Annotated in this window: 27 protein-coding genes; 15 read left to right on the plus strand and 12 right to left on the minus strand. The window is 71.5% G+C overall.

Going from position 1 to position 25859, the window contains the following annotated elements; all coding sequences use genetic code 11:
- The first annotated feature begins 32 nt into the window (after positions 1–32).
- A complete protein-coding gene (locus ACQP2O_RS00145) occupies positions 33–899 on the plus strand; it encodes an alpha/beta fold hydrolase (protein WP_433178980.1) in 867 nt (288 codons plus the stop codon).
- Between the two features lie 204 nt (positions 900–1103).
- On the opposite strand, the gene ACQP2O_RS00150 is transcribed toward ACQP2O_RS00145, so the two are convergent.
- The gene (locus ACQP2O_RS00150; RefSeq protein ID WP_433178982.1) at positions 1104–1541 is read right to left on the minus strand and encodes a VOC family protein; all 438 of its coding nucleotides are present in this window, start codon (positions 1539–1541) and stop codon (positions 1104–1106) included.
- A gap of 73 nt (positions 1542–1614) precedes the next feature.
- On the minus strand, positions 1615–2043 hold the full coding sequence (locus tag ACQP2O_RS00155; RefSeq protein ID WP_433178984.1) for an SRPBCC family protein: 429 nt from the start codon (positions 2041–2043) through the stop codon (positions 1615–1617).
- Between the two features lie 102 nt (positions 2044–2145).
- Here ACQP2O_RS00155 and ACQP2O_RS00160 point away from each other — a divergent pair, with 102 nt between their 5' ends.
- Entirely contained in the window at positions 2146–2478 is a 333-nt protein-coding gene (locus tag ACQP2O_RS00160; protein WP_433178987.1) for an FHA domain-containing protein, read from the plus strand.
- 118 nt (positions 2479–2596) lie between these two features.
- Here ACQP2O_RS00160 and ACQP2O_RS00165 read toward each other — a convergent pair whose 3' ends face one another.
- Positions 2597–2977 (minus strand): hypothetical protein, encoded by a 381-nt coding sequence (locus tag ACQP2O_RS00165; RefSeq protein ID WP_433178990.1) that lies wholly within the window; start codon positions 2975–2977, stop codon positions 2597–2599.
- A gap of 385 nt (positions 2978–3362) precedes the next feature.
- On the opposite strand from ACQP2O_RS00165, the gene ACQP2O_RS00170 reads away from it, so the two are divergent.
- The 5 genes from ACQP2O_RS00170 to ACQP2O_RS00190 all read left to right on the plus strand — a co-directional run bounded on the left by ACQP2O_RS00170 (position 3363) and on the right by ACQP2O_RS00190 (position 10549).
- On the plus strand, positions 3363–3848 hold the full coding sequence (locus ACQP2O_RS00170; protein ID WP_433178992.1) for a hypothetical protein: 486 nt from the start codon (positions 3363–3365) through the stop codon (positions 3846–3848).
- Positions 3848–5236 (plus strand): hypothetical protein, encoded by a 1389-nt coding sequence (locus ACQP2O_RS00175; RefSeq protein WP_433178994.1) that lies wholly within the window; start codon positions 3848–3850, stop codon positions 5234–5236. Before ACQP2O_RS00170 ends, ACQP2O_RS00175 begins: the two co-directional genes overlap by 1 nt.
- Positions 5237–5340: 104 nt before the next feature.
- The gene (locus ACQP2O_RS00180) at positions 5341–6645 is read left to right on the plus strand and encodes a VWA domain-containing protein (RefSeq protein ID WP_433178995.1); all 1305 of its coding nucleotides are present in this window, start codon (positions 5341–5343) and stop codon (positions 6643–6645) included.
- 11 nt (positions 6646–6656) lie between these two features.
- Positions 6657–7775, plus strand: a complete 1119-nt coding sequence (locus ACQP2O_RS00185; protein WP_360882041.1) for an ATP-binding protein — start codon at positions 6657–6659, stop codon at positions 7773–7775.
- Positions 7772–10549 (plus strand): hypothetical protein, encoded by a 2778-nt coding sequence (locus tag ACQP2O_RS00190; protein ID WP_433178998.1) that lies wholly within the window; start codon positions 7772–7774, stop codon positions 10547–10549. The genes ACQP2O_RS00185 and ACQP2O_RS00190 overlap by 4 nt, the downstream gene beginning before the upstream one ends.
- 34 nt (positions 10550–10583) lie before the next feature.
- Here the strand turns inward: ACQP2O_RS00190 and ACQP2O_RS00195 are convergent, their stop codons facing one another.
- The 3 genes from ACQP2O_RS00195 to ACQP2O_RS00205 form a co-directional block, all read right to left on the minus strand.
- Positions 10584–11309, minus strand: a complete 726-nt coding sequence (locus tag ACQP2O_RS00195; protein ID WP_433179000.1) for a polysaccharide deacetylase family protein — start codon at positions 11307–11309, stop codon at positions 10584–10586.
- 144 nt (positions 11310–11453) lie between these two features.
- Positions 11454–12629: an MGDG synthase family glycosyltransferase gene (locus ACQP2O_RS00200; RefSeq protein ID WP_433179001.1), complete on the minus strand. Its 1176-nt coding sequence runs from the start codon at positions 12627–12629 to the stop codon at positions 11454–11456.
- Between the two features lie 100 nt (positions 12630–12729).
- A complete protein-coding gene (locus tag ACQP2O_RS00205) occupies positions 12730–13143 on the minus strand; it encodes a hypothetical protein (protein WP_433179003.1) in 414 nt (137 codons plus the stop codon).
- Positions 13144–13333: 190 nt separating this feature from the next.
- Here ACQP2O_RS00205 and ACQP2O_RS00210 point away from each other — a divergent pair, with 190 nt between their 5' ends.
- The 4 genes from ACQP2O_RS00210 to ACQP2O_RS00225 all read left to right on the plus strand — a co-directional run bounded on the left by ACQP2O_RS00210 (position 13334) and on the right by ACQP2O_RS00225 (position 17456).
- Positions 13334–13930 (plus strand): HD domain-containing protein, encoded by a 597-nt coding sequence (locus ACQP2O_RS00210; protein WP_433179004.1) that lies wholly within the window; start codon positions 13334–13336, stop codon positions 13928–13930.
- 240 nt (positions 13931–14170) lie between these two features.
- Entirely contained in the window at positions 14171–14854 is a 684-nt protein-coding gene (locus ACQP2O_RS00215; protein ID WP_433179006.1) for a response regulator transcription factor, read from the plus strand.
- A gap of 5 nt (positions 14855–14859) precedes the next feature.
- On the plus strand, positions 14860–15891 hold the full coding sequence (locus ACQP2O_RS00220) for a HAMP domain-containing sensor histidine kinase (RefSeq protein ID WP_433191541.1): 1032 nt from the start codon (positions 14860–14862) through the stop codon (positions 15889–15891).
- Positions 15888–17456 carry a DUF4153 domain-containing protein gene (locus ACQP2O_RS00225; protein WP_433179008.1) on the plus strand — a complete coding sequence of 523 codons (1569 nt, stop codon included), beginning with the start codon at positions 15888–15890 and terminating at the stop codon, positions 17454–17456. The genes ACQP2O_RS00220 and ACQP2O_RS00225 overlap by 4 nt, the downstream gene beginning before the upstream one ends.
- Positions 17457–17486: 30 nt before the next feature.
- Here ACQP2O_RS00225 and ACQP2O_RS00230 read toward each other — a convergent pair whose 3' ends face one another.
- Both ACQP2O_RS00230 and ACQP2O_RS00235 read right to left on the minus strand, forming a co-directional pair.
- Positions 17487–18140, minus strand: coding sequence for a class I SAM-dependent DNA methyltransferase (locus tag ACQP2O_RS00230; RefSeq protein ID WP_433179010.1), 654 nt, complete (start codon positions 18138–18140; stop codon positions 17487–17489).
- Positions 18141–18260: 120 nt separating this feature from the next.
- A complete protein-coding gene (locus tag ACQP2O_RS00235) occupies positions 18261–18746 on the minus strand; it encodes a carboxymuconolactone decarboxylase family protein (RefSeq protein ID WP_433179012.1) in 486 nt (161 codons plus the stop codon).
- A gap of 262 nt (positions 18747–19008) precedes the next feature.
- Here ACQP2O_RS00235 and ACQP2O_RS00240 point away from each other — a divergent pair, with 262 nt between their 5' ends.
- On the plus strand, positions 19009–19872 hold the full coding sequence (locus ACQP2O_RS00240; protein WP_433191544.1) for an RNA polymerase sigma-70 factor: 864 nt from the start codon (positions 19009–19011) through the stop codon (positions 19870–19872).
- 36 nt (positions 19873–19908) lie between these two features.
- Here ACQP2O_RS00240 and ACQP2O_RS00245 read toward each other — a convergent pair whose 3' ends face one another.
- On the minus strand, positions 19909–21108 hold the full coding sequence (locus tag ACQP2O_RS00245; RefSeq protein ID WP_433179014.1) for an FAD-dependent monooxygenase: 1200 nt from the start codon (positions 21106–21108) through the stop codon (positions 19909–19911).
- A 98-nt stretch (positions 21109–21206) separates the two neighbouring features.
- On the opposite strand from ACQP2O_RS00245, the gene ACQP2O_RS00250 reads away from it, so the two are divergent.
- Complete coding sequence (locus tag ACQP2O_RS00250) at positions 21207–21785, plus strand: TetR/AcrR family transcriptional regulator (protein ID WP_433179016.1); 579 nt, start codon at positions 21207–21209, stop codon at positions 21783–21785.
- A 135-nt stretch (positions 21786–21920) separates the two neighbouring features.
- On the opposite strand, the gene ACQP2O_RS00255 is transcribed toward ACQP2O_RS00250, so the two are convergent.
- Both ACQP2O_RS00255 and ACQP2O_RS00260 read right to left on the minus strand, forming a co-directional pair.
- Positions 21921–22316 carry a VOC family protein gene (locus ACQP2O_RS00255; protein ID WP_433179018.1) on the minus strand — a complete coding sequence of 132 codons (396 nt, stop codon included), beginning with the start codon at positions 22314–22316 and terminating at the stop codon, positions 21921–21923.
- A gap of 167 nt (positions 22317–22483) precedes the next feature.
- Positions 22484–22633: a hypothetical protein gene (locus ACQP2O_RS00260; RefSeq protein ID WP_433179019.1), complete on the minus strand. Its 150-nt coding sequence runs from the start codon at positions 22631–22633 to the stop codon at positions 22484–22486.
- Positions 22634–22660: 27 nt separating this feature from the next.
- Here ACQP2O_RS00260 and ACQP2O_RS00265 point away from each other — a divergent pair, with 27 nt between their 5' ends.
- Complete coding sequence (locus ACQP2O_RS00265) at positions 22661–24070, plus strand: phenylacetate--CoA ligase family protein (RefSeq protein ID WP_433179021.1); 1410 nt, start codon at positions 22661–22663, stop codon at positions 24068–24070.
- Positions 24067–25071 (plus strand): hypothetical protein, encoded by a 1005-nt coding sequence (locus ACQP2O_RS00270; RefSeq protein ID WP_433179023.1) that lies wholly within the window; start codon positions 24067–24069, stop codon positions 25069–25071. Before ACQP2O_RS00265 ends, ACQP2O_RS00270 begins: the two co-directional genes overlap by 4 nt.
- On the opposite strand, the gene ACQP2O_RS00275 is transcribed toward ACQP2O_RS00270, so the two are convergent.
- Positions 25030–25794, minus strand: a complete 765-nt coding sequence (locus tag ACQP2O_RS00275; protein ID WP_433179025.1) for an AfsR/SARP family transcriptional regulator — start codon at positions 25792–25794, stop codon at positions 25030–25032. The two genes, ACQP2O_RS00270 and ACQP2O_RS00275, sit on opposite strands and share 42 nt — an antisense overlap.
- Positions 25795–25859: the final 65 nt, after the last annotated feature.

Genomic DNA, 25859 nt, shown 5'->3' on the forward strand with positions numbered 1-25859 from the left:
CGACGTTCACTCTACGATCACGGAGGCAGCCGATGTTCCTGCCCGGGTTCGACGACAACCGCCACACCGTTCGCACCCAGTCCGGGGAGGTGAGCTATGTCGAGATCGGTACCGGTCCGGCGGCACTGTTCGTGCACGGGATCGCGACCAACGCCTACCTCTGGCACAACCTGATTCCACTGCTCGCCGACACGCGGCGCTGCATCGCCATCGATCTCCCGCTGCACGGGCAGAGCCCGGCCGCGCCCGAGCACCAACTCACCGTCGGTGCGTTCGCCGACACCCTCGCGGACGTCTGTGCGCACCTGCGTCTCGACCAGGTCGACGTGGTCGCCCAAGACACCGGTGGCGCGATCGCTCAGGTGCTCGCCGCTCGCCACCCCGAGCTGATCCGTACGCTGACCCTGACCAACTGCGAAACGCAGGACAACATCCCGCCGGCCGCGATGGCCGCCACCGTCGAGGCGGCCCGCGCCGGCCAACTCGCCGCGGCGGCTCCGGGCATCCTCGGTGACCCTGCCGCCGCACGGGCGATCTTCGCAAGCGGCTACCAGGATCAGCAGTTCCTGAGCGCGGAGTTGGTGGACGCGTTCCTCGAACCGGTCATGGGCACCCCGGCGACCGCCGCGCGCTTCCAGGAACTGATCGCCAGGCTCGGACCGGACGACCTGCTCGCCGCCGAGCCGGCTCTGCGCGCACTGCGCGTTCCGACACTGATCGCTTGGGCGACCGACGACGAGTTCTTCGACATGAAGTGGGCGAACTGGCTGCACGACACCATCCCCGGCGCGCGTGACCTGGTCGAGATCGCCGGGGGGAAGCTCTTCTTCCCGCACGAGCGCGCCGCCGAACTCGCCCCGCACATCCGTGGCCACTGGGATACCGCCGACCAGAGCTGACCGCGGAAAACCACCTTCCACGGCTTCGCAGTGGCGGTTCGTTAGAGTCCCAGCGAAGTAGCGCACCCGACCCGGGCCATTCGCCTCGGTGATCAGGGGCCACCCCCCGGTCACACGGCAGAGCAGGTCGGCGCCGGGGGCGGCCCGGGTTCGTACGTTTCCCCAGGATCTGTTTCCGCCACAGGCCTCAGGCCGATATGGGCCTCAAAGCACGCAGAACTCGTTTCCTTCAGGGTCGGCCATCAGCATGTGGTCGGGCTTACCCTGCAGCTGATATTCGCGTATCACGGTTGCACCGGCGGCGGTCAATCGATCGACCGCCTCGAGCACGCGCGGCCATCGCACCTCCCACGGCGTGGCGCGACCTCCGCCGACCTGAACATCCAGGTGCAGGCGGTTCTTCACCACCTTCGACTCCGGCACCTGGAGGAATGAGAGTCTGGGGCCCACGCCGTCCGGGTCGGACAGGGCTGCGCCCTGATCCCGCTCCTCCTCCGGAACGCCGCAGTGCGTGAACCACTCCTCCCAACTTCCGAATCCGACCGGCGGCGGCGCCTGCACATATCCCAAGGCCAGCGCCCAGAACTCCGCCAACTTCGCCGGCCGCGCGCAGTCGATCGTCAGACTCCACTCGATCGCCATGGATCCTCCTCGTCGAGACGCGCGGACCATACCGCGCGCATCTGACGGTGCGCCGCCGTCCGTGGCCGTGCGATCAGGCCGGGCCGGTGACGGCCGGTGCCGTCGCTTCGATCGCCTGCTTCATCTCGACCGCGCCGCGTTCGATCCGAATCCGGATCTCGGCCGCGAGCGCATGCGGCAGCACGTCGGTGGTCCAGATCAGCCGGCCTGCCCGGTCGCCCTCGGCGCGGACTTCGAATGACGCGTGGTGGTGCTCGGTCGCCGGACGCGCGCCTTCGACGACGGAGTACGCCAGGCGGCGGGCGTCGTCGTCGATGGCGACGATCAGTTCACGGATCACGTGCCCGTCGGGGAAGGTGAGGAACCGCTGATCACCTTCGAGCCGAGTGTCGGCCACCCGACCGGGCAGGAGGCGCTCGTGCACCGCGCCGACGTCCCGTAGCACGTCCCAGATGTGCTCAGGCGCGGCGTCGATCACGATCTCGTGGCGGATGGAGGCCATGACGCAGAGTTCCTTCCGAAGGGGGGAAATATCGCGATCAACCTAGTGCGAACCAAGGTCGGGGTATGAAAGATCGTCAATCGCTCCTGGCATGCGCGGACCATGCCGAAGATCCGCGCCCGCCGGACAGCTCACCGACCGCGTGTGTTGAATGGGCAGATGCCCGCCATAGCCGTACGACTTGCCGGGATCACGTCCGTCTTCTACGACCGCTTCGTCATCGGTACGCGTTCCGACTGCGATCTGGTCCTCTACGACGAGGATGCCAGCCCGGTCCACGCCTTGGTCGTTCCTGACGAGACAGGCTGGAGGCTCGAGGACATGGGCTCCCTGAGGGGTGTCCGCGTCAACGGCCGGCTGCAAGCGACCGTCTGGCTGGAAAAGGGCGACCGCGTACACCTTGGAAGCACGACGCTCATCGTGGTCCCGATCTGACGCGGCCCGGGACGGCCTTCGGTACGAAACAACGTCAGCGCTTGGCATGGCCGGCTCGAGGGCGCCCCATCGGCTCTTTCGGCGCCTTCGAGACAGGAAGCCGGGTCGCCGTCGCCGGCTACGCCGACGGGTCGCGTCGCTGATTGATCGTCATGTCGCGGCCCGCCATGTAGGCGTCACGACCGGCGCGGACGTTCTGGACGACCGATCTCGTGGGCGCGTATTCGGCCGCCCACGAGGCGAGTTCGGCGGCGAAACCCTCGTCGCGCCGGGCGTACCAGGTCAGCGCCGCGGCCAGCTCGCCGATCCGCGCCTCGTCCGACGGATGCTCGACGGCCTGTTCCAGCGCGTCCGTCGACCGCGCGTCCGTGTCGAAGACCACGCGTACCCGTTCTCGGATGCGGGCGACCACGCCCACAGCGGCGTGCTCCGCCACTCCCGACACCGCACCGGTGGCCGCCATCAGGGCCACCGCTTCCGACACCGCCGTCACGTCCACCGCGAGGATCCTCCCGCTCGCCGATCGTCACCGAGCCAGCCCACGAAAGCACGATCCGTCCTCTTCGACGCGCCCGCTTCCCGTACGGTTCGCCATCCGCGGGGCACGCCGCATCGGCCGCCACGGGCCCGATCATCGCACCTGCCACCGACACGTTCGGCCCCCGTCATCGGGGTGCCGGGAAATGTCACCGGGGTCGGCCATGCTCTCCTCGCGGGTCCCCGAGAAGAGAGGCTTCCCCCATGTCGAACCCTGTCTCCGGCCGGCGCGAAGGCGCGTGTACGGGTCGGGCGGTGAGACGGTCCGCGCAGTCCCCGGGCCTGTTCTGGGACGGGCCCCTGGTCCGCGATCGGCCGTGCCGGGCGCGGGTGGAAGGACGCCGGCGATGACTTCGGAGGAGTGGGAGCGGCGGAGCGTCGTGCGGGTCGTCTCGCCGGTTCGGCCGCGGAAGCTGGCGAAGGTGCCGTTCGTCGAACTCGCGGACGGGCGCCTGCAGGGCGTCGTGTCCAGCGGATCGGACATCGCCCGCGTCTACGTCTCGTCGATCGCGGCGCATACCCATGGCTACAGCTGCGGCACGAACAACAACCGGCCCTGCGGCGGGCTGCACGGTGCGCCGTGCAAGCACCTGCGCGCGCTCGTCGACGAGGCGGTGCTGCAGTACGGCCTCGACCGCGTCGCCCGGTACCTGCGGGTGGACGTGGGCGAGGGCGAGGACCTCATCGGCTGCCTGGACGGTTCGCCGGAGCCCGCGCCGGCCGCCGTGGTGTTCAGCCGCTTCCTCCGGCACCTGGCCTACCTGGAGCTCGCGGACACCACGGAGCCCATCGACGAGCTGCACTGGTTTCCGGCGATGGGGGCGGTGCGCTGATGCTCGGTGTGCAGCTGGCGGCGCTGCTCGACGGTGCGGTGCCGGGGGTCGAGGAGACTCTGGATCTGGTGGCCGGGTTCGACGCGGCTCTCGTATACGGCTTCGCCCGGCTGGATGAGCAGCACGCCGGGCACCTCGCGGCCGTGGCCGGGGCTCTGGGCGAGACTCCGCTCGGGCCGGCGGTGGGTGAGGCCGTGGAGAAGGTCACGGCGGGTTCGATCGGAGACGAGCAGCTGGCGGTGCTCGCCGGCGCCCGTACGGCGCTGGTCGGGGCGGTGCACGACGCGCAACTCGACCGGCTCGACACCGCGCTCGGCCGTACGAGAGAGTCGTGGGACGGTACGCCGTCCGAGTCGGCGGCCGACGGGCCGCTCGGGGCGAGCCGGTCCTGGCTGCAGGAGCTGGCCATCACCGGGTGGCGGGGAGTCGACCACGACCTGGTGTCAGCCTCCGACCAGGCCATCTCCGCGCTACTCGCCGATCCTGGTCGGCGGCGGCTCGCGGTGCTGCTCGACGGGCTGGCCGCGGAGCTGCGCGCCTCGTGCCCGATCGCGACCATGGACCGAGTGCCCGCCCGGCGCTGGGCCGACCTGTGGGCGCGCGCCCTGCTGCTGTCGCAGCCGGGCGCCCTGAGCGCGGCCGAACCTGTCGGCGTGGTGTCGGGACGATTCCTCCCGCTCGGGGTCGACGTCCATGAGCACGGCACCGCCGTTCAGATTCAGGTGCACGCGATCCTCGAGGCCGCCGATGGTTCCGCGCCCCGGCTCGTACGGACGAGCGTGGCCGCAGCGAAGGTCGACACGATCGTCGGCCCGGCGTTGTGGCGGCTGCTGGACGGGCATCCCGTGTTGTTGAAGGCGCTGGCCGAGCATCGGAGCGTGGAGCTCGCGGACCTGCCCGTCACGGCGGGCGGCGACCTGCTGTGGCGGGACGGCCAGGCCACGCTCGGGGAGCCGGCCGAGCCGTTCGCGACGGCCCGGCTCCGGCTCACGGACGCGCCCGCGTCGGCCGCACCTCCTCTCGACCGGCATCCCGTCCGGATCGCCGATCCCGTCCTGCTGGAGGGGTACGCCGTGGACGGCGGCGTGCTCGACCTGGATGGGAAGACCCTGACGGTCGACCTGGACCGGCTGCCGGGCTGTGGCCCGGTGACGCCGGAGCTGGTGGCCGCCTCGTCGGCCTGCATCGGCCTGCTCCGCTGGGACGGCGGCCGATGGCTGCTGCAACCGCTCGCGGTACAGGCCATGGTGAAGCGCAAGGCCGTGGAGGCGCACACCGGTGACTGGGCGCTCGGCCCGACCGATCCGAAGGTCGTCAAGGCCGAGGCGAAGGCCGGCGACGCGGTCGCCGTGCTGCGTGAACGCGCGGGAAGGCTGCTGCGGAAATGAGCGATCACGCCGCTGACCCGGCCATGAGCGAGCACACGCCTGACTCGGCACCGAGCGAGTACACCCCTGACTCGGCACCGAGCGAGCGCACGTCTGACTCCGCGATGAGCGAGCGCACCCCTGACGCGGCGTCGGGCGACTCCGATATCGCGGAGGGGAATCGGCGGCAGGTCCTCTACTGGCGGCTCCTGGCGCGCATGTTCGACCACGAGGAGCAGCCCGCGCTGGAGGCCGCGAGCGTGGCGATCGTCGACGACATCGGGCTGCCGCCCGCACTCCTCGACCCTTCGGTGTCGGTGGACAACCTCGTCCAGCGCTTCCCCGACCTGAGGGACGAGCTGGCGGGCCTGATGGCCCCCGGAGACGACGATCAGCGGGTGCGCCGGGCCGCACTCGTGTCCAAGCTGCTGCTCAACGTCATGGCGACCGGATCCGGCAGCGTGACCGCGACACAGCTGGCCGACTGGCAGCGGGACGCCGGCTGGCTCAAGCGGGCGTGCGGCAACGAGGGCGCGGGGGAGTTGTCCGGTGTGCTGTCGGGGCTCGAGGGCGACCTCGTCAGCCGGATGCGGCTGCGTGAGGTGCTGGCCGATCCGGCGCTGGCACGCCAGCTGACGCCGAGCATGTCCCTCATCGAGCAGCTGCTGCGCGACAAGGCGAACCTCTCGGGCGTGGCGCTGGCCAACGCCAAGGCGCTGATCCGCCGCTACGTCGACGAGGTCGCCGAGGTGCTGCGCACGCAGGTCGAGCAGACCAGCGCGGGCACGATCGACCGGTCGGTGCCGCCGAAGCGGGTGTTCCGCAACCTGGACCTCGACCGCACCATCTGGAAGAACCTCACGAACTGGGACCCCGACGAGGAGCGGCTGTACGTCGACCGGCTCTTCTACCGGCAGACGGCCAAGCGCACCACGCCCGCTCGCATGATCGTGGTCGTCGACCAGTCCGGGTCGATGGTCGACTCGATGGTGAACTGCACGATCCTGGCGTCGATCTTCGCGGGTCTGCCCAAGGTCGACGTCCACCTGATCGCGTACGACACGCGCGCGCTCGACCTGACGCCCTGGGTGCACGACCCGTTCGAGGTGCTGCTGCGGACGAAGCTCGGCGGCGGCAACGACGGGCCGGTCGCCATGGCCATGGCCCGCCCGAAGATCACCGATCCGCGCAACACCGTGCTGGTGTGGATCTCCGACTTCTACGAGTTCGACCGGTCGCAGCCGCTGTTCGACGGCATCGAGGCGGTGCACCGCTCCGGGGTGAAGTTCATCCCGGTCGGTTCGGTGAACAGCTCCGGGCACGAGAGCGTGAACCCCTGGTTCCGTCAGCGCTTCAAGGCCCTCGGCACGCCCGTCATCTCGGGACACATCCGCAAGCTCGTCTTCGAACTGAAGAACTTCCTGGACTAGGAGTACGAACGATGACCGATGAGATGCTGCGCGCCCCGGCCGAGGTCAAGTACGCCGAGGAGCTCGACTGGCTGGAGTCCGTCGACGACGGGCCCAAGCCGTTCTCCTGGCGGCTGAGCCCCCGCATGGTCCGGCTGTTCGTCCTGGGCTCCGAGCCGTCGGACGGGCTCGACCGGGAGATCCCGCAGAAGTGGTTCGGCGACCGGAGCTTCGTCGAGCGGAGCATCGTGACGCTCGCCTCCGACCGCGGGCTGCTGCTGATCGGCGATCCCGGCACCGGCAAGAGCTGGCTCGCCGAGCTGCTCTCGGCGGCCATCTGCCGGAACTCGACGCTGGTCGTGCAGGGGACGGCCGGCACCACCGAGGACCACATCAAGTACTCGTGGAACGTCTCGATGGTGATCGCCAAGGGCCAGTCCCGCGAGTCCATGATTCCGTCGCCGATCATGACGGCGATGGAGCAGGGGGTGATCGGGCGGTTCGAGGAGCTGACCCGGTCGACGAGCGACGTCCAGGACGCGCTGATCTCCATCCTGTCCGAGAAGTACGTCTCGATCCCCGAGCTCGACGACGACAACATCGTCTTCGCCAAGCCGGGATTCTCGATCATCGCCACTGCCAACAGCCGCGACCGGGGCGTGAACGACCTGTCGTCCGCGCTGAAGCGGCGGTTCAACTTCGTCCGCATCCCGGTGGTGACGAGCAAGCGCAGCGAGGCGGAGATCGTCCGCTTCCGCACGACGGAGCTGCTGCGTCGGCACCGGATCGAGCTGGACGTGCCGCCCGCGCTGCTGGACATCCTGCTGCAGAGCTTCGCCGACCTGCGCGCCGCGGCGGCCTCGGCCACCAGCGACGACGAGAAACTGGAGTCGGCGCTGTCCACGGCCGAGCAGATCGGCGTGCTCGAGGACGCCATCCTGCACAGCCAGTTCTTCGGCGACCGTTCGCTGCGCGCGGAGACGCTCGCGAGCTCGCTGGTCGGCTCGCTCGCCCGCCGCAGTCCGGAGGACCTGGCGATCCTCAACAAGTTCTGGCACGGGGTGATCGAGCCGCGCAGCAAGCAGGACGACGGCGCGCCCTGGCAGGCATTCCTCGAGGGCGGCCGCGAGGCCCTGGGCACACTCTCATGAGTGATCCGGGCCCGTTCGGGGCGCTCCGGGAACGGCTGCTCGACGCGGCCGCCACCTTCGCCGGGGGCGGTGGGGTGTCCGACATCCTGGCCGGAATGGTCGGCGACGTCGATCGGGCGCTGCGCGAGGAGCTGGAGATCTTCCCGGTCTGCCATCACTCGCCCGCCTCGGCCCTGGCGATGGCGCGCAGGCTGCGCGAGAAGCGGCCCACGGTCATCTACCTCGAGCTGTGCGAGGACCTGCGGCCGCTCCTCGACGAACTGCGCAACTGCCGGCTGCCGGTCGCGCTGCAGGCGTTCGCGAGCGAGCTCGACGACTTCCCGGTGGCCTGGGCGCCGCTCAGCGTCGTGGCGCCCATCACCGAGGCTTCGGCGGAGTACCAGGCCATCGCGTACGCGCTCGACACCCCGGGCGTCGAGCTCGTCCTGGTCGACCGGTCCACCGACCACGTGTTCCAGTGGGAGCCGCGCACGTCCAGTGACGAGGACGCCGCCTCCCCGGACGACCGTGAGGGCGCGGCCCTGCACGGCGACGCGGTCGGCATCGAGATCGGCGACCTGCGTCCGCGCTTCGCCGAGCTCGAGGCGCACCTGCTGCACCACGGAAAGGTGCGGCACTGGTCCGAGTGGTGGGACCAGTACGTCGAGCAGCCGCTGACCGGTGCCGACTACGACACGTACCGGCAGGTCATGGTCATGATCGGCAGTCTCTTCCGGAGGCTCCGCCCCGAGGAGGACGCGCGCAACGACCGCGACGAGGACCGCGAGCGCTACATGTGGACGCGGATGCGCGAGCACCTCGCAACGTCCGGGGCCGACCCGGAGCGCTGCCTGTACGTCTGCGGCGCCTTCCACGCGGCCAGCCGGGTCGAGCAGTTCGGACTGCGCGCCGAGGCGCCGTACGAGATCAGCCCCCGTACGGCGACCCGCTGGCAGTACGGCCTGATCCCCTCGAGCCACTCCGCGATCGAGGCGCAGTTCGGGCTGGCCCCCGGGTCGGTGTCGGTCGCCGCGGCGACCTGGGCCAAGGCGCTCAAACGCGGCGGCGTCACGCCGTTCCGGCTCAAGGGCCAGAAGGGCGAGTCGAAACCGCCGAAGGCACGCCCGGCGGCCGATCCGGGGCCGGTCGCCGACCGGCTGACCGGCTTCCTGGCGCGGCCGCCAGCCCTGGACGGTCTCGACGAGGACGAGCTTCTCGGCTGGTGCGTCGACATCGTCCGCCTCGCCCGCCGCAACGGCTACCTCGCGAGCACGGCCGACGCGATCGCGGTGTTCGAGACGTCGATCCTGCTGGCGGGCCTGCGCGGGCGGGCACGGCCCACCCCGTACGACTTCCAGGACGCGGCGGTCACCTGCATCGAGAAGGACGTCGTGCCGGGCCGCCGCGACGTACAGCGGCTGTGCGAGATCCTGCTCGGCGGCGACCGGATCGGGCAGGTCGGCTACGAGTCGCTCCCGCCGCTGGCCCGCGACGTGCTCGACCGGCTGGAACCGCTCGGGCTCGACCTCACCAAGCGCACGATCCAGCGGGCCCTGCTCGACCTCGACGCGAACCCGGAGCTGCGGCCCTGTTCCGACCTGCTCTGGGTGCTGCGCCGTCTGCTGCCGGAGGGCGCGGTCCGCCCCATCATGGGCGCGCGCCGGCTCGGCGAACGCCCGATCCAGGAGAGCTGGGACCTGGCGATCGGCCGTAACCAGCGGTCGATCGTCGAGCTCGGGTACGAGGGCGTCACCGTCGAGCAGGTGCTGGAGCAGCGGCTGCGCCGGGCGGTCGCGGACCCGAAGGCGACGGCCGCCGTCGCGCTGACGGCCGTGGAGGACGCCCTCCTCCACCTGAACGGCCGGCGGGTCGCCGACGACCTGGGGCACCGGGCGGTCGAGCTCCTCGCCGGCGAGCGTACGGTGGACGACGCCCCGGAGGTGCTGCGCCGCATCCGCGGGCTACTGGCCCACTTCCGCGCCACGGAGCCCGCGCTGCCGGAGTGGTGCGAACGTTTCGTCACCGCCGGATACGCGCACTACTGCACGCTGCTGCCGACCGCCTTCGTGGACGAGGACACCGGCGTACGCCAGGTGGCGGCGATGCTCGGATTCCTGTTCGGAATGGAGAGCCTCGCGCTGTCGCTCGGCTGTGACCACTCTCAGCTCGAACTCGCCGTGAAGCAGTCGCATCCGGAGGCGCCGGCCAAGGTCGCGCTGCTGTGGGCGGCGCAGACGCAGCTCGGGGTGCTGCCGCTCGCGGAACTGCGCGCACGGTACGACGCGCTGCTGGCCAACCCGCTCGTCGTCCCGTCGATCCCGCTCTACCTGAGCGGGTTCGTCCAGGCGCTCGAGCCCGCCCCGTCCCTGGCGCCGGTCGTCGTGGAGATGATGTCCAAGGCGTTCGCCCGGCTTCCGGACCCGGTGCTTCTCCCCTGGCTCCCCAAGCTGATCACCACGCTGCGGGCCCAGGCGTCCGAACTGGTGCCGGTGCTCGTACGGGAGGCGGGCCGCGCGTTCCCCGCGACCTTGCCCGCCGTCGACGCCTGGGTGCCCCCGTGGTCCGCGGCACCGCGCCAGCGCGATGTGGCGGCTTCGGTTCCCGCGTCGGCGCGGGAGGTCGCCGAGCTCGTGGCCCGCCATCCGGCGGCGTGCGACGCCGTGGCCGGGCTCCTCGGCCATGACGCCGGATGGCGATCGCCCGCGAGCGGAGCCGGTTCGAACGAGGTCACCGCCCTGCTGGCCGGGCACGGCGAGACGGCCCGCGCCGTCGCGGCGCTCCTCACGCCGGCGTAGCGCGGACGTGGTCGCGTAGGGGACGGACCGACGGTCACGCCGGCGTAGCGCGGACGTGGTCGCGCAGGGGACCGACGGACAGGCCGCGCTCGCTTATCTCGTCCAGGAGCGGCGGCAGCGCGCCGAGCGTGTTCCTCCACGACTCGGGTGCCGACGTGCAGTCGGAGTCGTGGAGGAGCACCGTCCCTCCGCCGTCGAGGTCGCGGGTGACCGTCGCGAGGACGGAGGCCGGGGTGGCCGAGCGCGTCCAGTCCCGGCCCCAGTTCGTCCACAGCACCGGCGTGAGGCCCAGCCGGCGCGCCGCCCGCAACGCGGAGGCGCTCAGCACCCCGTACGGAGGCCGGTACCAGCGCGGCACCGTCCCCGTGACCGTGACGATGCACTCCATCGCCCTGGCCAGGTCGTCGTACGTCGCCGCGGGCCCGCGCAGCAGCATGCAGCGGTGCTCCCACCCGTGGACGGCGATCTCGTGCCCGGCCTCGGCGAGCTCCCTCCCCAGGCCCGGGGCGGCCTCGAGCATCCGGCCGAGCAGGAAGAAGGTGGCCTTGACCTCGTACTCCCGCAAGGCGGCCAGGAACGCCGGCGTCGAGCGCGGGTCTGGACCGTCGTCGAACGTGAGCGCCACATGACCGGGCTCGCCGACACCGGACAGCCCGGGGAACAGCCGTCGGCGCAGCGGCCCGATCGACGTGACGGCCGGTACGGCGTGCGCGGCGGCGAGGACACCCGCTGCGGTCGCGGCGAGGCGTTTGGCGCTCATGGGTTCGTCTCCGTCATCTCGGCGGGCTGCTGTGACCTGGGTAGTCGGGTCGCGACGAGGCGTGTGGTGTTCATCGGTTCGTCTCCGTCGTCCCGGCGGGGTGCTGTGCCATGGGTTGTCTGGTCGGGGCGGGGCGTGCGGCGTTCATCGGGTCGGCTCCGTCATCTCGGCGAGCTCGTTCGCTGCGGGTCGTCCGGTCGCGGCGGCGTCCGGGCCGGTCGCGGCGGCGATCCGGCGGGTCGCCAGGGCGGCGACGATCGCCGCGGGGTCGGTGGCGCCGGGGGATTCCTTCATGCGCGGACCGGTCAACGCTGCGAACAACGCCTCGGGCAGCTCGTCCGGCCTGCGGGCCCACGGCGCCCAGCCGGCCTCCTCGAGCGCGGCCGCGTTCGTCCTGCCGTGCCCGGGGAGGCAGCGGTAGCTGATGACGGGCAGGCCGGACGCCAGCGCCTCGAGGGAGGAGAGGCCCCCGGCGTTCTGGACCACGACGTCGCAGGCGCGCATCAACGCCGGCATGTCCTCGACCCAGCCCAGGGGCACGCCGACGCCGGAGCGGGCGAGATCCTCCCGTAGCGCCGTGTTGCGTCCGCACACGACGACCGGCGTGACCAGCCCGGACGCGGCCACGTCCCGTACGGTGGCCGCGACGTCCCCGGCCCCCCACGACCCCGCCACCACCAAGGCCAGGCGGTCAACGTCCGGCAGGCCGAAGTGCAGCCGCGCCACCTGCCGCTCGAGCACGGAAGAGGCGGGCCGGAATCCAGGCCGTACGGCGGGCTCGCACACCCGGACGTCGGCCGCGCCGAGCCGTCGCGCCTGCGCCGCCGTCGTCGCATGCAGAGCCAGGTGGGCGTCGACCCCCTCGGCGATCCACAGGGGGTGCACGGACATGTCGGTGAGGTACGTGACGACCGGGGCCCGAAGCGCGCCCCGCCGTCGCAGCCGCCCCAGCGCCTGGCTGGCGAGGGGGTAGGTCGAGATGACGACGTCGGAGCCCGCCGCCGAACGGGCGAGACGACGGGCGGCCAGCCCGCTCAGGGCGCGTACCGCCGCCGCGAGGTTCCGCCGCCGGTCCAGCGCGGTGAACAACCGCTCCCAGCTCTCCGGGGCGGCCCGCAGCTGCAGTGCGTACGACTGCCGCAGGAGGCGGCCGAGCGAGGCGGGGAACAGGTCGACGAAGTCGTGGCGATCGACGGAGAAGCCGGCTTCGCGGAGCCGGCGGGCGAGTTCGCTCGCCGCGCCGTCGTGCCCGGCGCCGACGCTCGCCGACACGATCGTGACGTGCCGTTTCGTACCGGAGTGGATCAGGGAGGTGTTCACGATCTGGTGCCTTCTGTCTCGACGCGATGGGAGTCCGGCCGGCGTCGGCCGGAAGGGGGAAGGGATCGATCGCCGCCGCGCTTCGCGTCGGCGGTGACCGTCACGACCGGTGGCCGGTCCGGATGCGCAGTCGTCCGCACAGAGTGCCACGATGCTCGACGGCGACGCTGGTGAACCGTCCATACGCAACCGCCAGCCAGCAGAACCCGCCGATCGCGGTCACCTCGGCGCGGTGCGTCCGTCCGGCCCATCGGCCGCCGGTGAAGAGCACCACCGGGAGGGGCGCATCGGCCGGCAGCCGGCCCCAGGCGACGGCGCACGGGCGACCGTGGGACACGCCGCGCCGGGCGCCCCGCAGGATCTCCGGCGCCACCGATGTCCGCACGACGACGTCGACCAGGGTCTCCGCGTCGTACACCTCCAGCGCGGGACACTCGGTGGCGGCCCGGCCGAGCCGGACCGCCCACGGGGTGCCGGTCAGCTGCCGCTCGACGGGTGCCGCGCTGGTGGCCATGGGGGTGATCTCCTTCCGTGCCCGCTGAATCGGGCACGGGATCAGCGTCGTCGTTCCGGGCGCGCAGATCAGTAATGCGGCCATCCGACTTCGGGTGGTACCAGCTTCACCATTTGTCCTCCCGTCTGCTCCAGGAAGCCCGTCTGCCTGCGGAAATGGGCGGACAGGGCGGCGTCGTTAGACTCCCGGCATGCTCCTCCCGACGGACGAAGAGATCCGCGCTCTACACGAGAAGCACGCGCCCACCTCCGCGGCGTTCGACCTCGTTCACACGCACTGCGAGATCGTCTGCGGGATCGCGGAACGACTGCTGGCCGACGGCGGCCTGGACGTCGACGCGGGTCTCGTACGGGCCGGCGCCCTGCTGCACGACATCGGCGTCTATCGCCTGTACGACGGCGACGGGCGCATCGATGAGGCGGGCTACATCCGGCACGGGATCCTCGGGTACGAGCTGCTGAAAGACGAAGGGCTCCCCGACGTCCTCTGCCGCTTCTGCTCCTGCCACACCGGGGTGGGCATCACCCGCGACGACGTCCGAAGCCAGGAACTCCCCCTGCCGGTCGCCGACTACGTGGCGGAGACCTCCGAGGAGGAGCTCGTCATGTACGCCGACAAGTTCCACAGCAAGACCGACCCGCCGACCTTCGTCACGGCCGACTCCTACGCCGCCCGGGTCCGGCGGTTCGGCGCGGACAAGGTCGCGCGATTCCGGGCGATGTGCGAGACCTTCGGCGTTCCCGACCTCACGTCATTCGTCGCCGAGTACGGACACGCTCCGGTGTAGGCGGAGGCGCCTCGCCCCGGCGGCTCGTTCCTGCGTTTTGTCCTCGGCGGCGCCTCGTCGCGCGTGGCGTGTCCCCGCGTCTCGCCCAGGCGTCGGACTCATCCCGGACGGCTTGGTCTGGGCGGCTCGTCCCGGTGGCTCGTTCTCGCGTACGGTGCCGATTAGCTGCGGCCGAGATCTTCACAGATTCCCCACATATCGTCCGTGGGATCTCCGCGTCCGGCTCCTAGGCTCGCCGCCATGCAACGGATCCTTGTCGTCGAGGATGAACCCGCCATCGCGCAGGCGGTCGCCGACCGGCTGGCCGCCGAGGGCTTCGAGGTGCGAACGGTGGCCGACGGGCCCGGTGCCGTGGCGGCCTTCGCGGAGTACCGGCCCGATCTGGTCGTCCTCGACCTCATGCTGCCCGGCTTCGACGGGCTGGAGGTATGCCGCCGCGTCCAGGCGCAGCGACCGGTCCCCGTGTTGATGCTGACCGCACGCGACGACGAGACCGATCTGCTCGTCGGGCTCGGCGTGGGAGCCGACGACTACCTGACCAAGCCGTTCAGCATGCGCGAACTGACGGCCCGCGTCCGGGTGCTGCTGCGCCGGGTCGAGCACGCCGCCGTGCTGGCCGCCGCTCCCGCCCGCGACGTGCTGCGCCTCGGCCCGCTGGAGATCGACCGGGCGGCCCGGAGGGTCGTCGTCGACGGGGTTCCCGTGCACCTGACGCCCATCGAGTACGAGCTGCTCGACTGCCTCGCCCGTACGCCGGGCGCGGTGCTGACCCGGGCGGTCCTGCTGGAGCAGGTGTGGGACTGGGCCGACGGCGCGGGGACGCGTGTGGTGGACAGCCATATCAAGGCGTTGCGCCGCAAGCTCGGCGCGGACCTCATCCGCACCGTCCACAGCGTCGGGTACGCGCTGGAGGTCGACTCGTGAGCGTCATGCACAGGCTGTGGACAGCGCTGCCGCGCCCCCTCGACCCGATGCGGTCCATCAAGATCAAGCTCGGGGTGCTGGCCGTCTGCAACTGCTGCCTCGGCGGGCTGATGACGGTGTGGGGGTACGGCCTGGGCTTCCGCGGCCGGATCACGCTGCCGGCCGCGCTGCTGATCTCCATCGTGATCACCCAGATCCTGGCGCACGGCATGACGGCGCCGTTGCGCGAGATGACGGCCGTCGCCCGGGCCATGGCGCGCGGCGACTACCGCCGCCGGGTCCGCGTGACGTCCCGGGACGAGGTCGGCGAACTCGGCAGGGCCTTCAACCGGATGGCCGACGACCTCGCCGAGGTCGACCGCCAGCGCCGCGACTTCGTCGCCAACGTGTCGCATGAGCTGCGGACGCCCATCGCCGCGCTGCGGGCGATCCTGGAGAACGTCGCGGACGGGGTCACCCCGGCCGAGCCGGAGGTGCTCGAAGGCGCCCTGGCACAGACCGAACGCCTGGGCGGCCTGGTCAAACAGCTGCTCGACCTGTCTCGGGTCGAGGCGGGCGCGGTCTCCCTGGATCTGACGAGCTTCGAGATCGCCCCGTTCCTGGAGGCCGCTGTCAGGGAGGCCCGGGTCGGCCATCCGGGCCCGGTGTTCGTGGTGCGGACCGAGCCGGGGCTGATCGTCCGCGCCGACCGGGACCGGCTGCACCAGGTCGTCACCAACCTGCTCGACAACGCGGCGCGGCACAGCCCGCCCGGTGGTGCCGTCACCGTGACCGCGACCACGCGAGGTCAGGCACTCCGCCTCGAGGTCCAGGACGAAGGGCCGGGCATCCCGGTCGCCGACCGCGCGCAGGTCTTCGAACGCTTCTCCCGAGGCTCCGCCTCACAGGTCGGGACCTCCGGTGGCGGCACCGGCCTGGGGCTGGCCATCGCCCACTGGGTGGTCGACCTGCACGACGGCGAGATCGCCGTCGCCGACTCTCCCCACGGCTGCCTCATCCGCGTCGTACTTCCGCAACCTCCTCAGGGATCGTCATGACCGAGCCTCCGTTCCATCGTCGTCCGAACTCCCCCGAACCCGGCCGAACCTCCTGGGCGGCACCCGCGCCCGCGGCGGCACCGGCCTCGCCCGCCACGAGCCGACCCATCCCGGCCGGTGGGGTGCGCATCCCCCGGAGGGACCCGCTGCTGATCAAGGAGTGGCGTCGGCCGGCGCGGCCGGCGTCGCCCGTGCTGCTGGTCCGCGCGGCGGTGACCGGAGCGGTCGCCGCCGCGCTGTTCCCCGGACGTCCGGGGCTGAACGTGCCGCTCGCCGGTGTCGCCGCGATCATCGCCTTGGCCCCGGTCGCCCGCCGGAACCGTACGTCGATCCTGTTCGCGGTGCTGACGCTGGCGCTGTCGGCGTTGCCCGTGCTCGTCGACGCGGGTTGGATCGTCGCCCTGGCGATCGCACTGGCCGTGCCGCTCGGGTCGTACGCCGTCACCGGAGGACGGTCCTGGATCGACCTGGTCGGCGGGGGACTCGCGTTCGTGCCGGCGGCCCCGCGTTCGGTGCCGTGGGCGGGCCGCGGCGTCGGCGCGTTGGCCAGGTCCCGGCGCCGGCCGACCGGGCCGGTGGTCGCTTCCCTGCTGCTCACCGGAGCGCTCCTGCTGGTGTTCGGCGCGCTCTTCGCCGCGGCGGACGCCGCGTTCAGCCGCGCCCTCACCGGACTGCTTCCCGACGTCGGGGCGTTGTCACTGATCGTGCGGATCCTCGCCTTCGGCGGAGGTGTCATCGCCGTCCTGACCGCTGCGTTCCTCACCGCGGCCCGACCGCGCTTCGCGCGGCCTCCTGCGGCCTCGGACGTCGGCCGCACGCTGTGGGCGATCCCCATCGTCGCGCTCGACCTGCTGTTCCTCGGCTTCGTCGCGGTCCAGGCCGACGTGCTCCTGACCTCGGACCGGGACCGGCTGCTGCGCTCGACCGGCCTGTCCTACGCGGAGTACGCGCGGCAGGGCTTCTGGCAGCTGCTGGTCGTGACCGGGCTCGTCCTCGTCGTCGTGGCCGTCGCGGTCCGGTACGCCCCGGTGGCGGGCCGGGCCGACCGGGTCACCGTCCGTACGCTGCTCGGCCTGCTGTGCGTGCTGACGCTCGTGGTCGTGGCCGTCGCGCTGCGCCGGTTGTTCCTCTACGAGCAGGCGTACGGCTGGACGAGGCTCCGGTTGTGGGTACATGCCTTCGAGCTGTGGATGGGCCTGGTCATCGTCCTGGTCGCCGTTGCGGGGATCCGGCTGAAGGCGGCCTGGCTGCCCCGCGCGGTGGCCGCAGCCGGTGCCGCCGGCCTGCTGGCGCTGGGGCTGTGGGGCCCCGACGGGTTCATCGCCGCCCACAACGTGGACCGCTTCCGGCACACCGGCAGCGCCGACCTGCCGTACCTGGCCGGCCTGTCCGCCGACGCGGTCCCCGCCCTGGACCGCCTTCCCGAGCCGCAGCGCTCGTGTGTCCTGCGCCACCTCGCGGGATCGCTGCGGCACGGCGACTCGTGGACGAGTTTCAACCTCTCCCGGGCCCAGGCGCGTGACCTCCTCCGCCGGCACCCGGTCCAGCCGTCGTCGGCCTGCTGACACCGTGCCTGCCGGGTGCCGTGGCCGGGTCTACGGCTCCGTCGGCCGGCGGGCGAGGAGGCGGCCCTGCTGGAACCTCCTCTCGTTCCCTCCCGGCTCGCGGCGCAGCCGGGCGACCTCTTCCAGCCCGGCCTTTCGCGCCAGGTCCGCGACGTGGTCGATGGACAGCCGGTAGGCGAGAGACACCTTGTGGTCGAACGGTTCGGGGTGCGGCGAGTCGGCGTCGGTGGCGAAGAAGCCGACGAGCAGGTGACCGCCCGGGGCCAGCACCCGGCCGAACTCCGCGAAGATCACCGGGAGCTCCTCCGGCGGCGTGTGGATGATGGAGTACCAGGAGAGCACGCCGGCCAGCGTGCCGTCCGCGATGTCCAGGGCGGTCATCGACCCCTCGTCGAACCGCAGGTCGGGGTTCGCCTGGCGGGCCAGCTCGATCATCGTTGGCGACAGGTCGACGCCGGAGGCCGTGACGCCGAGCGAGGCCAGATAGGCGGTCATGCGGCCGTGGCCGCAGCCCAGGTCCGCGACCGGTCCGGCTCCTTCGGTCCGCACCATCTCGGCGAAGCCGGCGATCAGCGAGCGGTCCACCGGGTGGTCGTCCATTGCGGTGGGGAAGGTCTCGGCGTACAGGCCGGCGATGGCGTCGTACGCGTCCCGGGTGGTTTCGAGGGAGGAGGGTGTGGTCACGGTCGTCGACCATAGGGCGGCACGTGATCACGTCTCAAGCCGCACGAGACGGTCCTTCCATGGGGCGCGGGCCCGGCCCGGATCGAGTGATCCTGGGCCGGGCCGCGATCGGCCTGCCGATCAGTTCGCCAGACTGGCGAACATCCCGGGCTCGTAGGAACCGCCCTTGTTGCGCACGATCACGCCGAGCCGGTTGGCCGCGTTGATCATGGCGACCAGGTAGACCAGCGCGATGATCTGATCCTCGTCGTAGTGCTCGCGCACCTGGGCCCAGGTCTCGTCGGACACGCCGTGGTAGGCGTCGGCGAGCCGGGTGCCCTCCTCGACGAGCGCGAGCGCGGCCTGCTCGGCCTCGGTGAACACGGTGGACTCGCGCCAGGCGGCGACCAGGTGGAGCCGGACCGCGGTCTCCCCGGCGACCGTGGCGTCCTTGGTGTGGTAGTCGACGCAGAAACCGCACCCGTTGATCTGGCTGGCGCGCAGCATCACCAGGTCCTGGGTGGTCTTGGGCAGCGTCGACTGCTCGATGGCCAGACTGACGTTGTAGAACCGCTTGCCGAGCTTGGCACCGAGCTCGTTGGCGTTCAGGTTCATCCGGGGTTCCATGGCTTCGTCCTCACTCGCCGGTGTTGCGGGCCGCGCGGATCGTTCGTGCGGCGCTCTGACGACCATGGAGATGCCGACGACCCGCTTCCTGTGACAGAAGCGGCGGTGTGACGTGCGCCACCGAACGTGGGTGTCACAAAGCGGTCGGGACCGGCGTCTTGTGCGTGTGGCAGGGTCGGCGGCGAACAGGTGGGAGTCCGAGATGAGCGAGCACGACGACCGAACGACCGGCTCGGTCGAGTCGCCGGACCGGCGCGGCCGGATGGACGCCACCGACGCCTTCGTCACTCACCGCAACCTGCTGTTCACCGTCGCGTACGAGATGCTCGGTTCGGCCGCCGACGCCGAAGACGTCCTGCAGGAGACCTGGCTGCGGTGGGCGGGCGTCGATCCGGCCACCGTGCGGGATCAGCGTTCATTCCTGGTCCGGATCACGACCCGGCAGGCGCTGACCCGGCTGCGTACGCTCCGCCGTCGCAAGGAGTCCTACGTCGGCCCCTGGCTGCCCGAGCCGCTGCTGACCGCGCCCGATGTGGCCGAGGACGTCGAGTTGGCCGACAGTGTCTCGATGGCGATGCTGCTGGTGCTGGAGACGCTCGCGCCGACCGAGCGGGCGGTTTTCGTGCTGCGCGAGGTGTTCGATCTGGGCTACGACGAGATCGCCGATGCCGTCGACAAGAGCCCGGCGGCGGTCCGTCAGATCGCCCACCGGGCCCGGGCGCACGTCGCCGCGCGCCGACCACGCGGGGTGGTCTCCGCGGCCGAGACCCGAGATGCGCTCGAGGCGTTCCAGCGGGCGATCGAAACGGGCGATCTGCAGCGCCTGCTCGACATCCTCGCGCCGGACGTCGTCCTGCTGACCGACGGTGGCGGGATCGTGCAGGCCGCGCTGGCGCCGATCGTGGGAGCCGACACGGTGGCCCCCGTGCTGGGCAGGATCTCCGCCGTGGCGTCGCTGCAGCCGGCCCAGGTCAACGGCCACCCGGCGCTGATCATCCGGCGGGGCGGAGAGCTCGACAGCGTCATGGCGGTGCGCATCGACGACGGCCTCATCACCGGGCTCTACGCCGTCCGCAATCCCGAGAAGCTGTCGCATGTCGAGCGAGAGACCACCGTGAGTCGCTGAGCTCCAGAGGCTCAGCCGGGCAACGGCGCGCATCCATTAGCCCTCGTAGTTCTCGAGGGTGATGGCGTTCGCCGCCCGGTGGATCGGCTCGATCACCTTGGCCATCATGCGGTCGCGCCCGGGCATGCGTCCCATCAGGGCGAGCATCGCCATGGAGACGCGGACCTGGGCGCGGCTCTTCATCACCATTCGCTTGATGTTCGACGGGCCGAGCTTCTGGTTCTTCTCGGCGAACGGCCGCATGCGCTGCTCGTACGCGTCGAACCCGCGCTCGTGGTCGCCGCGGGCGGCCGCCAGCTCACCGGCCAGGACGTACGCGCCGACCAGGGCGAGGCTGGTGCCCTGACCCGACGCCGGTGACGCGCAGTAGGCCGCGTCGCCGAGCAGGACGACGCGCCCGTTCGACCAGCGGTCCAGGTGGACCTGGGCGAGGGAGTCGAAGTAGAAGTCCGGGGCGGCGGCCATGCCCTCGATCAGCCGGGGCACCTCCCATCCCTCTCCCGCGTAGGCGTCGGCCAGCATCCGCTGCTGCGCGGCGCGGTCGCGCGGAGCCGGGACGGCCGGGTCCGCGGCGAACAGGAACATCGCCTTCGCCTCGGCGTCCTGGGCCGTGCTGTAGGTCAGCGCCGTACGGCCGGGGCCGACGTAGGTCAGCTCCCACCGGTCGAGGTTCAGGTGGTTGGGGACGCTGAAGACCGACACGCGGTAGCCGAGCTCGCGCACGAAGTCCTCTTCGGGGCCGAAGGCCAGCGCGCGGGTCCGTGAGTGCAGTCCGTCGGCGCCGACGACGAGGTCGAAGACGCGGGTGTCGCCGCCGTCGAACGTGACCGTCACCCCGTCGGGGCCGTCGTCGATCGAGGCGATCGAGTCGCCGAAGCGGTACTCGACGTCGTCCTTGGTCAGGTCGTACAGCAGGCGGTGCAGGTCGCCGCGCTGGATCTCCGCGTCGCCGTGGACGCGGCCGCCGAAGGTGTCGCCGTCCATGCTCGCCACGCGCCGACCGGACGCGTCGACGACCGATCCGCCCCGCACGTCGGTCGACATGCTCCGGATCGCGTCGAGAACGCCCATGCGCTCGACGACCGTGAGCGCGGCGCCGCGGATGTCGAGCTTGTAGCCGCCTTCGCGGATCCGCGGCGCCCGCTCGACGACGGTCGGCGTGCAGCCGTGGCGCTGCAGCCAGTACGCCAGGGTGACGCCGGCGACGCCGGCTCCGGAGATCAGAACGGTCTTCATCGGTGCTCCTCAGGTGGCTCCGTCGAACACCACAGACGGTACATTCGTCTTAGACATTTGTGCAAGACGTTCGTCTGAGACAGCTGTACACTGCGTCCATGGGCAATCGAGAAGACCTGCTGGCCGGTGCCAAACGGTGCCTGTACGACAAGGGCTACGCCCGTACGACGGCTCGCGACATCGCGACGGCATCCGGGGTGAGCCTGGCCGCCATCGGCTACCACTTCGGTTCCAAAGAGGCGCTGCTGAACGCCGCGCTCGAGCACGCCATCGAGGAATGGGGCGACGACCTCGCGCGGCTCCTCGCCGAGGAGGCCGCCTCCGACGCGGATCCGGCCACCCGCTTCGCGGCGACCTGGGACAAGGTGGTCCAGTCCTTCGCCACGACCGGTCCGCTGTGGGCCGTCCAGTTCGAACTGCTCGCCCACGTCCAGCGCGACCCGGCCCTGCGCGAGAGCTTCGCCGGCGCGACCCGGCCCGCCCGCCTGGGGCTGGCCGGGCTCTTCGGCCACGAAGGGGACGAGGAGACGGCGCTGAGCATCGGGGCGTTCTACCAGGCCATACTGAGCGGGCTGGCGGCCCAGGCGATGGCCGACCCGGCGCACGTCCCCTCCGGCCGCGACCTCCTCAACGCCGTCCGGACGGTCGCGGCCGGCCTCGGAGCGGGCGACACCTAGGCGAGGGCCTGATCACCTCGGCGCTGGTGAGGGCCTGATCGTCGCAGAGCAGGCGGCGCCGGAGCGAGGACCTGACCGCCTCGGCGCGGGTGACGGCCTGACTTCGCCTTGGCCTCGGATGTACCAGCTCGGGGATCAGGGCTCGGCGATGACGACGAGGTAGCCGTCGAGGTCGCGGAGCCAGATCTCGCGGTGGCCGGCGTTCGGGTTGACGTGCACGTCGGTGACGACGCGCGCGTCCGTCCGCCGGATGCGCTCGACCACTGCGTCGAAGGCGGGCGCCTCGAACCAGAGCGCCACCCCGTTGCCGAGCGGCACGGCGGGGTCCGCGAGGGCACCGTGGTGGTGTCCGACCTCCAGCCGGTGCAGCTGCATGATCAGCGTCCCGTCGACCAGCAGGCGCTCGTACTCCGGTCCGCCGTGATCGCTGGTGGCGCCGAGGACGTCCTGATACCAGCGGCTTGCCCGCTCGACGTCCGCGACCGAGATCATCGGCTGCGGCCGTATTCCCGGAAGGGTCTCGTTCGTCATACCCGGATCATGCCCGGACGACGGCGTGCCGGGCTTGGACGAATGGGAGGCCATGCGGAGCTCGACGCGGCCCGCGAATGTGCGCCGGATGTAGGTGAAATGTACGGCGCAATGTGCCCCCGGACCGCACAGTCGATCTCGAGGGCGGCCGCCCCGGCCACCTCGGGTCAGAGGAGGGTCCCGATGATCAAGACGGTGCGTGCGTACGCGAAGTACACGGTCAGTGCCCTGTCGGCAGTGCTGTTCACGAGCAGCGCCGCCTGACCTGGTGTGTCGCTCTCTCCGGGGGCGTCGACCGCTCTCGGAGAGAGCTCCATTCTCCCCGGCCACGACCTGGAGCAGCGGTGTTCACCACGGGTATACGGCAGCTGGGTTTCGCCTGGTCGATGCTGTCGGGCCGCCGGTTCCGGGTCGGTGACGTCCTGGCCCTCGCCGATGACATGCGCGCGACGCTGCAGGAGTTCGGCTCCGCCGGTGACGGGGCCGGGGACATGCTCACCGCGCCCGACCCGCAGATCCAGGCGAACCTCACCGTCCGGCGGCTGCGCCGCACGGTGCGCAACGCCGCCCGGCACACGCCGTACTACCGGCACCTGTTCGAGCGGACCGGCGTCGACCCGGCCTCCGTGACGCCGGACACGATCGCGAGCATCCCGCCGACACCGAAGGCCGCGCTGCGGAGCATGCCGTCGGCGTTCGTGTCGGACGCCGCACGGCCCGCCGTGGCGGCGCAGACGACGGGCACCACCGGCATCCCCACTACGGTGTGGTTCTCGCAGTACGAGCTCGAGCTCACGGCGGCGACGGGCGCGCTGGCGCTGATGCTCGTCACGGGCCTGCGCACCGAGCACGTCTGGGCCAACTGCATCACGACGCGATCCATCGCCCAGTACCTGGCGGAACGCTCCGTCCCGATCACGGGCGCCGGCTATGTGCCGATCGGCCCGATCGACCCACGGGCCGCGCTCGACCGGCTCGCCACCCCCATGCACCTGCCCGGCAAGCGCCCGCAGATCACCCATCTCAACACGACGCCCTCGTACCTCGCGGCGCTCGTCCAGGAGGCCGAACGGGACGGCTGGACTGCCGCCGACTTCGGGCTCCAGGAGATCCACGTGGGCGGGGAGATCCTCACCGACGCGCTGCGGGACCGGGCACGCGAACTGTTCGACGCGCCCGTCGTCGACGGCTACTCGATGACCGAGATCGTCCCCGTGGCCGGCCAGGTCTGCGCGCACGACCACCTGCACCTGCCGGTCGACCAGGGATACGTCGAGGTGCTGGACCCGGCGACCCTCGAACCGACTGCGCCCGGAGCCGTCGGCTCCCTGACCGTCACGCCGTACCTGTCGTACCGTGACACCACGACGCTGCTGCGGTACGTCACCGGCGACCTCGTCCGCGTGCTGCCCGAGGCGGAGAAGCTGGACTGCGCGATGGCGGCCGTGCCCGCGACCTCGCGGCCCCTCGGGCGCGTGACCGGCTCGGACCTGACCACGAGGGACGTGCTCGAGCTCCTCCAGGCGGAGCGCGCACTGCCACTGCCGACGCGGTACGCGCTGGAGGAGACCGGCGTGCTGCACGTGGTCGCCGAGCGGGCCTCCCGTCCGCTGCTGGCCCGGCTGGAGGGGCGGGCCGCCGACCTGGCGCTTCCGCTGTCCGGGGTGGTCCTGGTCGAGGACCCGGCCGACCTTCCCGCACCCTGCCGAGTCCGCGCCGATCTACGCGAGCACACCTTCGGGAGGAGTGCGTGAAGCACGAGCTGTGGGGCGCGCTCGCCCTCGACGCCACGGTGCTGGTCACCATCGGCCTGGCCATCGGCTACCTGGCCAAGGTGCGAATGCCACGGCCGCCCGCGGGACTGTTCGTGCGATCCGACATCGTGATCATGGTGGTGCTGCTGGTCGTCATGCCGTTCGCGTACCTCAACATGCCGGCCGCGGTCGTCTGCACGGTGTTCGGGCTGATCGTGTTCGTCGGGTCGCAGGTCACGCTCGCCCCTGTCATCGGCGGCCGGGCCGCGGGGGCGGCGGCGACGCTGGTGTGCGCCGTCGAGGTCGTCGCGTACTTCACCGACTGGTCCACCGTGCTTATGGTGGTGAACGATGGCGCGCTCGTCGTCGTGGCCGCCGGGGTGACCAACATGTGGGTGCAGGCCGCGATGAAGCCGTCCCTTGTCGCCGGGCTGGCTGCGGCGCTGGTGGTGTACGACACGGTGGCGACCGGCCTCACCTCGGTGACCGCGCACTTCATGCACCTGGTCGAGGGCATCCCGTTCGCGCCGATGCTGGCGGCCCGGTACGCACCCGGGCCGATCATGATCGGGCTGGGCGACACGCTCATGCTGACGCTCTGGCCCCTGGCCGCGACCAAGTCGTACGGGCGGGTCGCCGGGATCTGCGCGGTCGTGGTCGACGTGCTCCTGATGGCGGCGGTGTTCGCCGGGTTCGCCTCCGGCGCGATCACTTGGATACCGCTGCTCACGCCGCTCGGGCTGCTCATCGTCGCCCAGTACCTGTACTGGCGGCGGCGCGCCCCCGTCATCGTTCCGATGCGCGCCCCGCTCGAGGCGGCGCTGCGGGCATCGTACGGCGAGGACGAGGGGACGTGGATCGCCCTGCACGAGGGGAATGTCGTCGGCCGCGGCGACTCGCCGGGAGCGGCCCGGCGGGCGGCTCGCGAGGCCGGGGTCACCGAGGTCCCCGTCACGGCCCTAGATCTCACCGTGCAGCATGGCCGCGTGCAGTCGGCGTAACTCCGGATGCGGCTCGACGCCGAGCTCGTTCGCCAGGACCGTCCGCGCCTGGTGATAGGCGTCGACCGCGTCGCCCTGGCGCCCGGACCGGTACAGCGCCACCATGAGCTGCCCGTGCAGCCGCTCCCGCAGAGGGTGGATGGTCACGAGCGCCCGCATGTCCCCGACGACCTCCTCGTGGAGCCCGGCCGACAGCCGGGCGTCGCCGAGGTCCTCGATGGCGATCAGCCGCTGCTCGGCGAGCATCGCGATCTCGTTGTCCAGTTCGGGCCAGCGCGGCACGTCCTCGTACGCGTCACCGCGCCAGTGGTCGAGTGCTTGCTCGTAGCGCGCGATGGCGGTCGAGAAGTCACCCCGCGCGTACGCCGTGCGCCCTTCGCCGACCGCAGCCGCGAAGTCGTACGCGTCGAGATCGTACGGCTCCACGGCGAGCGCATAACCGGGCGGCCGCGTGCGCAGAACGGCACCGGCAGGACCCAGCAGACGACGTAACTCACGCATGTGGGTGCGAAGATTCGACCGGTGAGAGGCCGGCGGCCCCTCCGGCCACACCGCCCGGACCAGGGAACGAGTCGGCACGACCCGGCCGGGCCGGATGAGCAGCGCCGCCAGCAATGCCCGCCGTTTCGGCTGCCGGACCGCGATGAGCTCGCCCGCCACCCGAACCTTCAGTCCGCCGAGGACCAGGAACCGGGGTCGCGACTCGCCCGAGCCCTGACTCACCGGATGTCTGATCTCTCAGGCACGCCGCTTAAGCGGCCGAGCACGATCACAACCATGATCGTCAA

Origin of the sequence: Actinoallomurus sp. CA-150999 (genome assembly GCF_050942425.1) — a bacterium.
Classification (GTDB): domain Bacteria; phylum Actinomycetota; class Actinomycetes; order Streptosporangiales; family Streptosporangiaceae; genus Actinoallomurus.

Coding starts and splice junctions, on each gene's coding strand:
- ACQP2O_RS00155 (WP_433178984.1), bottom strand. CDS start 2,043: ATGGCCTCCATCCGCCACGAGATCGTGATCGACGCCGCGCCTGAGCAC.
- ACQP2O_RS00175 (WP_433178994.1), top strand. CDS start 3,848: ATGCTCGGTGTGCAGCTGGCGGCGCTGCTCGACGGTGCGGTGCCGGGG.
- ACQP2O_RS00160 (WP_433178987.1), top strand. CDS start 2,146: ATGCCGAAGATCCGCGCCCGCCGGACAGCTCACCGACCGCGTGTGTTG.
- ACQP2O_RS00235 (WP_433179012.1), bottom strand. CDS start 18,746: ATGGAACCCCGGATGAACCTGAACGCCAACGAGCTCGGTGCCAAGCTC.
- ACQP2O_RS00185 (WP_360882041.1), top strand. CDS start 6,657: ATGACCGATGAGATGCTGCGCGCCCCGGCCGAGGTCAAGTACGCCGAG.
- ACQP2O_RS00205 (WP_433179003.1), bottom strand. CDS start 13,143: ATGGCCACCAGCGCGGCACCCGTCGAGCGGCAGCTGACCGGCACCCCG.
- ACQP2O_RS00245 (WP_433179014.1), bottom strand. CDS start 21,108: ATGAAGACCGTTCTGATCTCCGGAGCCGGCGTCGCCGGCGTCACCCTG.
- ACQP2O_RS00240 (WP_433191544.1), top strand. CDS start 19,009: ATGGACGCCACCGACGCCTTCGTCACTCACCGCAACCTGCTGTTCACC.
- ACQP2O_RS00150 (WP_433178982.1), bottom strand. CDS start 1,541: ATGGCGATCGAGTGGAGTCTGACGATCGACTGCGCGCGGCCGGCGAAG.
- ACQP2O_RS00190 (WP_433178998.1), top strand. CDS start 7,772: ATGAGTGATCCGGGCCCGTTCGGGGCGCTCCGGGAACGGCTGCTCGAC.
- ACQP2O_RS00215 (WP_433179006.1), top strand. CDS start 14,171: ATGCAACGGATCCTTGTCGTCGAGGATGAACCCGCCATCGCGCAGGCG.
- ACQP2O_RS00170 (WP_433178992.1), top strand. CDS start 3,363: ATGACTTCGGAGGAGTGGGAGCGGCGGAGCGTCGTGCGGGTCGTCTCG.
- ACQP2O_RS00180 (WP_433178995.1), top strand. CDS start 5,341: ATGAGCGAGCGCACCCCTGACGCGGCGTCGGGCGACTCCGATATCGCG.
- ACQP2O_RS00260 (WP_433179019.1), bottom strand. CDS start 22,633: ATGGAGCTCTCTCCGAGAGCGGTCGACGCCCCCGGAGAGAGCGACACA.
- ACQP2O_RS00255 (WP_433179018.1), bottom strand. CDS start 22,316: ATGACGAACGAGACCCTTCCGGGAATACGGCCGCAGCCGATGATCTCG.
- ACQP2O_RS00220 (WP_433191541.1), top strand. CDS start 14,860: ATGCACAGGCTGTGGACAGCGCTGCCGCGCCCCCTCGACCCGATGCGG.
- ACQP2O_RS00195 (WP_433179000.1), bottom strand. CDS start 11,309: ATGAGCGCCAAACGCCTCGCCGCGACCGCAGCGGGTGTCCTCGCCGCC.
- ACQP2O_RS00210 (WP_433179004.1), top strand. CDS start 13,334: ATGCTCCTCCCGACGGACGAAGAGATCCGCGCTCTACACGAGAAGCAC.
- ACQP2O_RS00145 (WP_433178980.1), top strand. CDS start 33: ATGTTCCTGCCCGGGTTCGACGACAACCGCCACACCGTTCGCACCCAG.
- ACQP2O_RS00250 (WP_433179016.1), top strand. CDS start 21,207: ATGGGCAATCGAGAAGACCTGCTGGCCGGTGCCAAACGGTGCCTGTAC.
- ACQP2O_RS00225 (WP_433179008.1), top strand. CDS start 15,888: ATGACCGAGCCTCCGTTCCATCGTCGTCCGAACTCCCCCGAACCCGGC.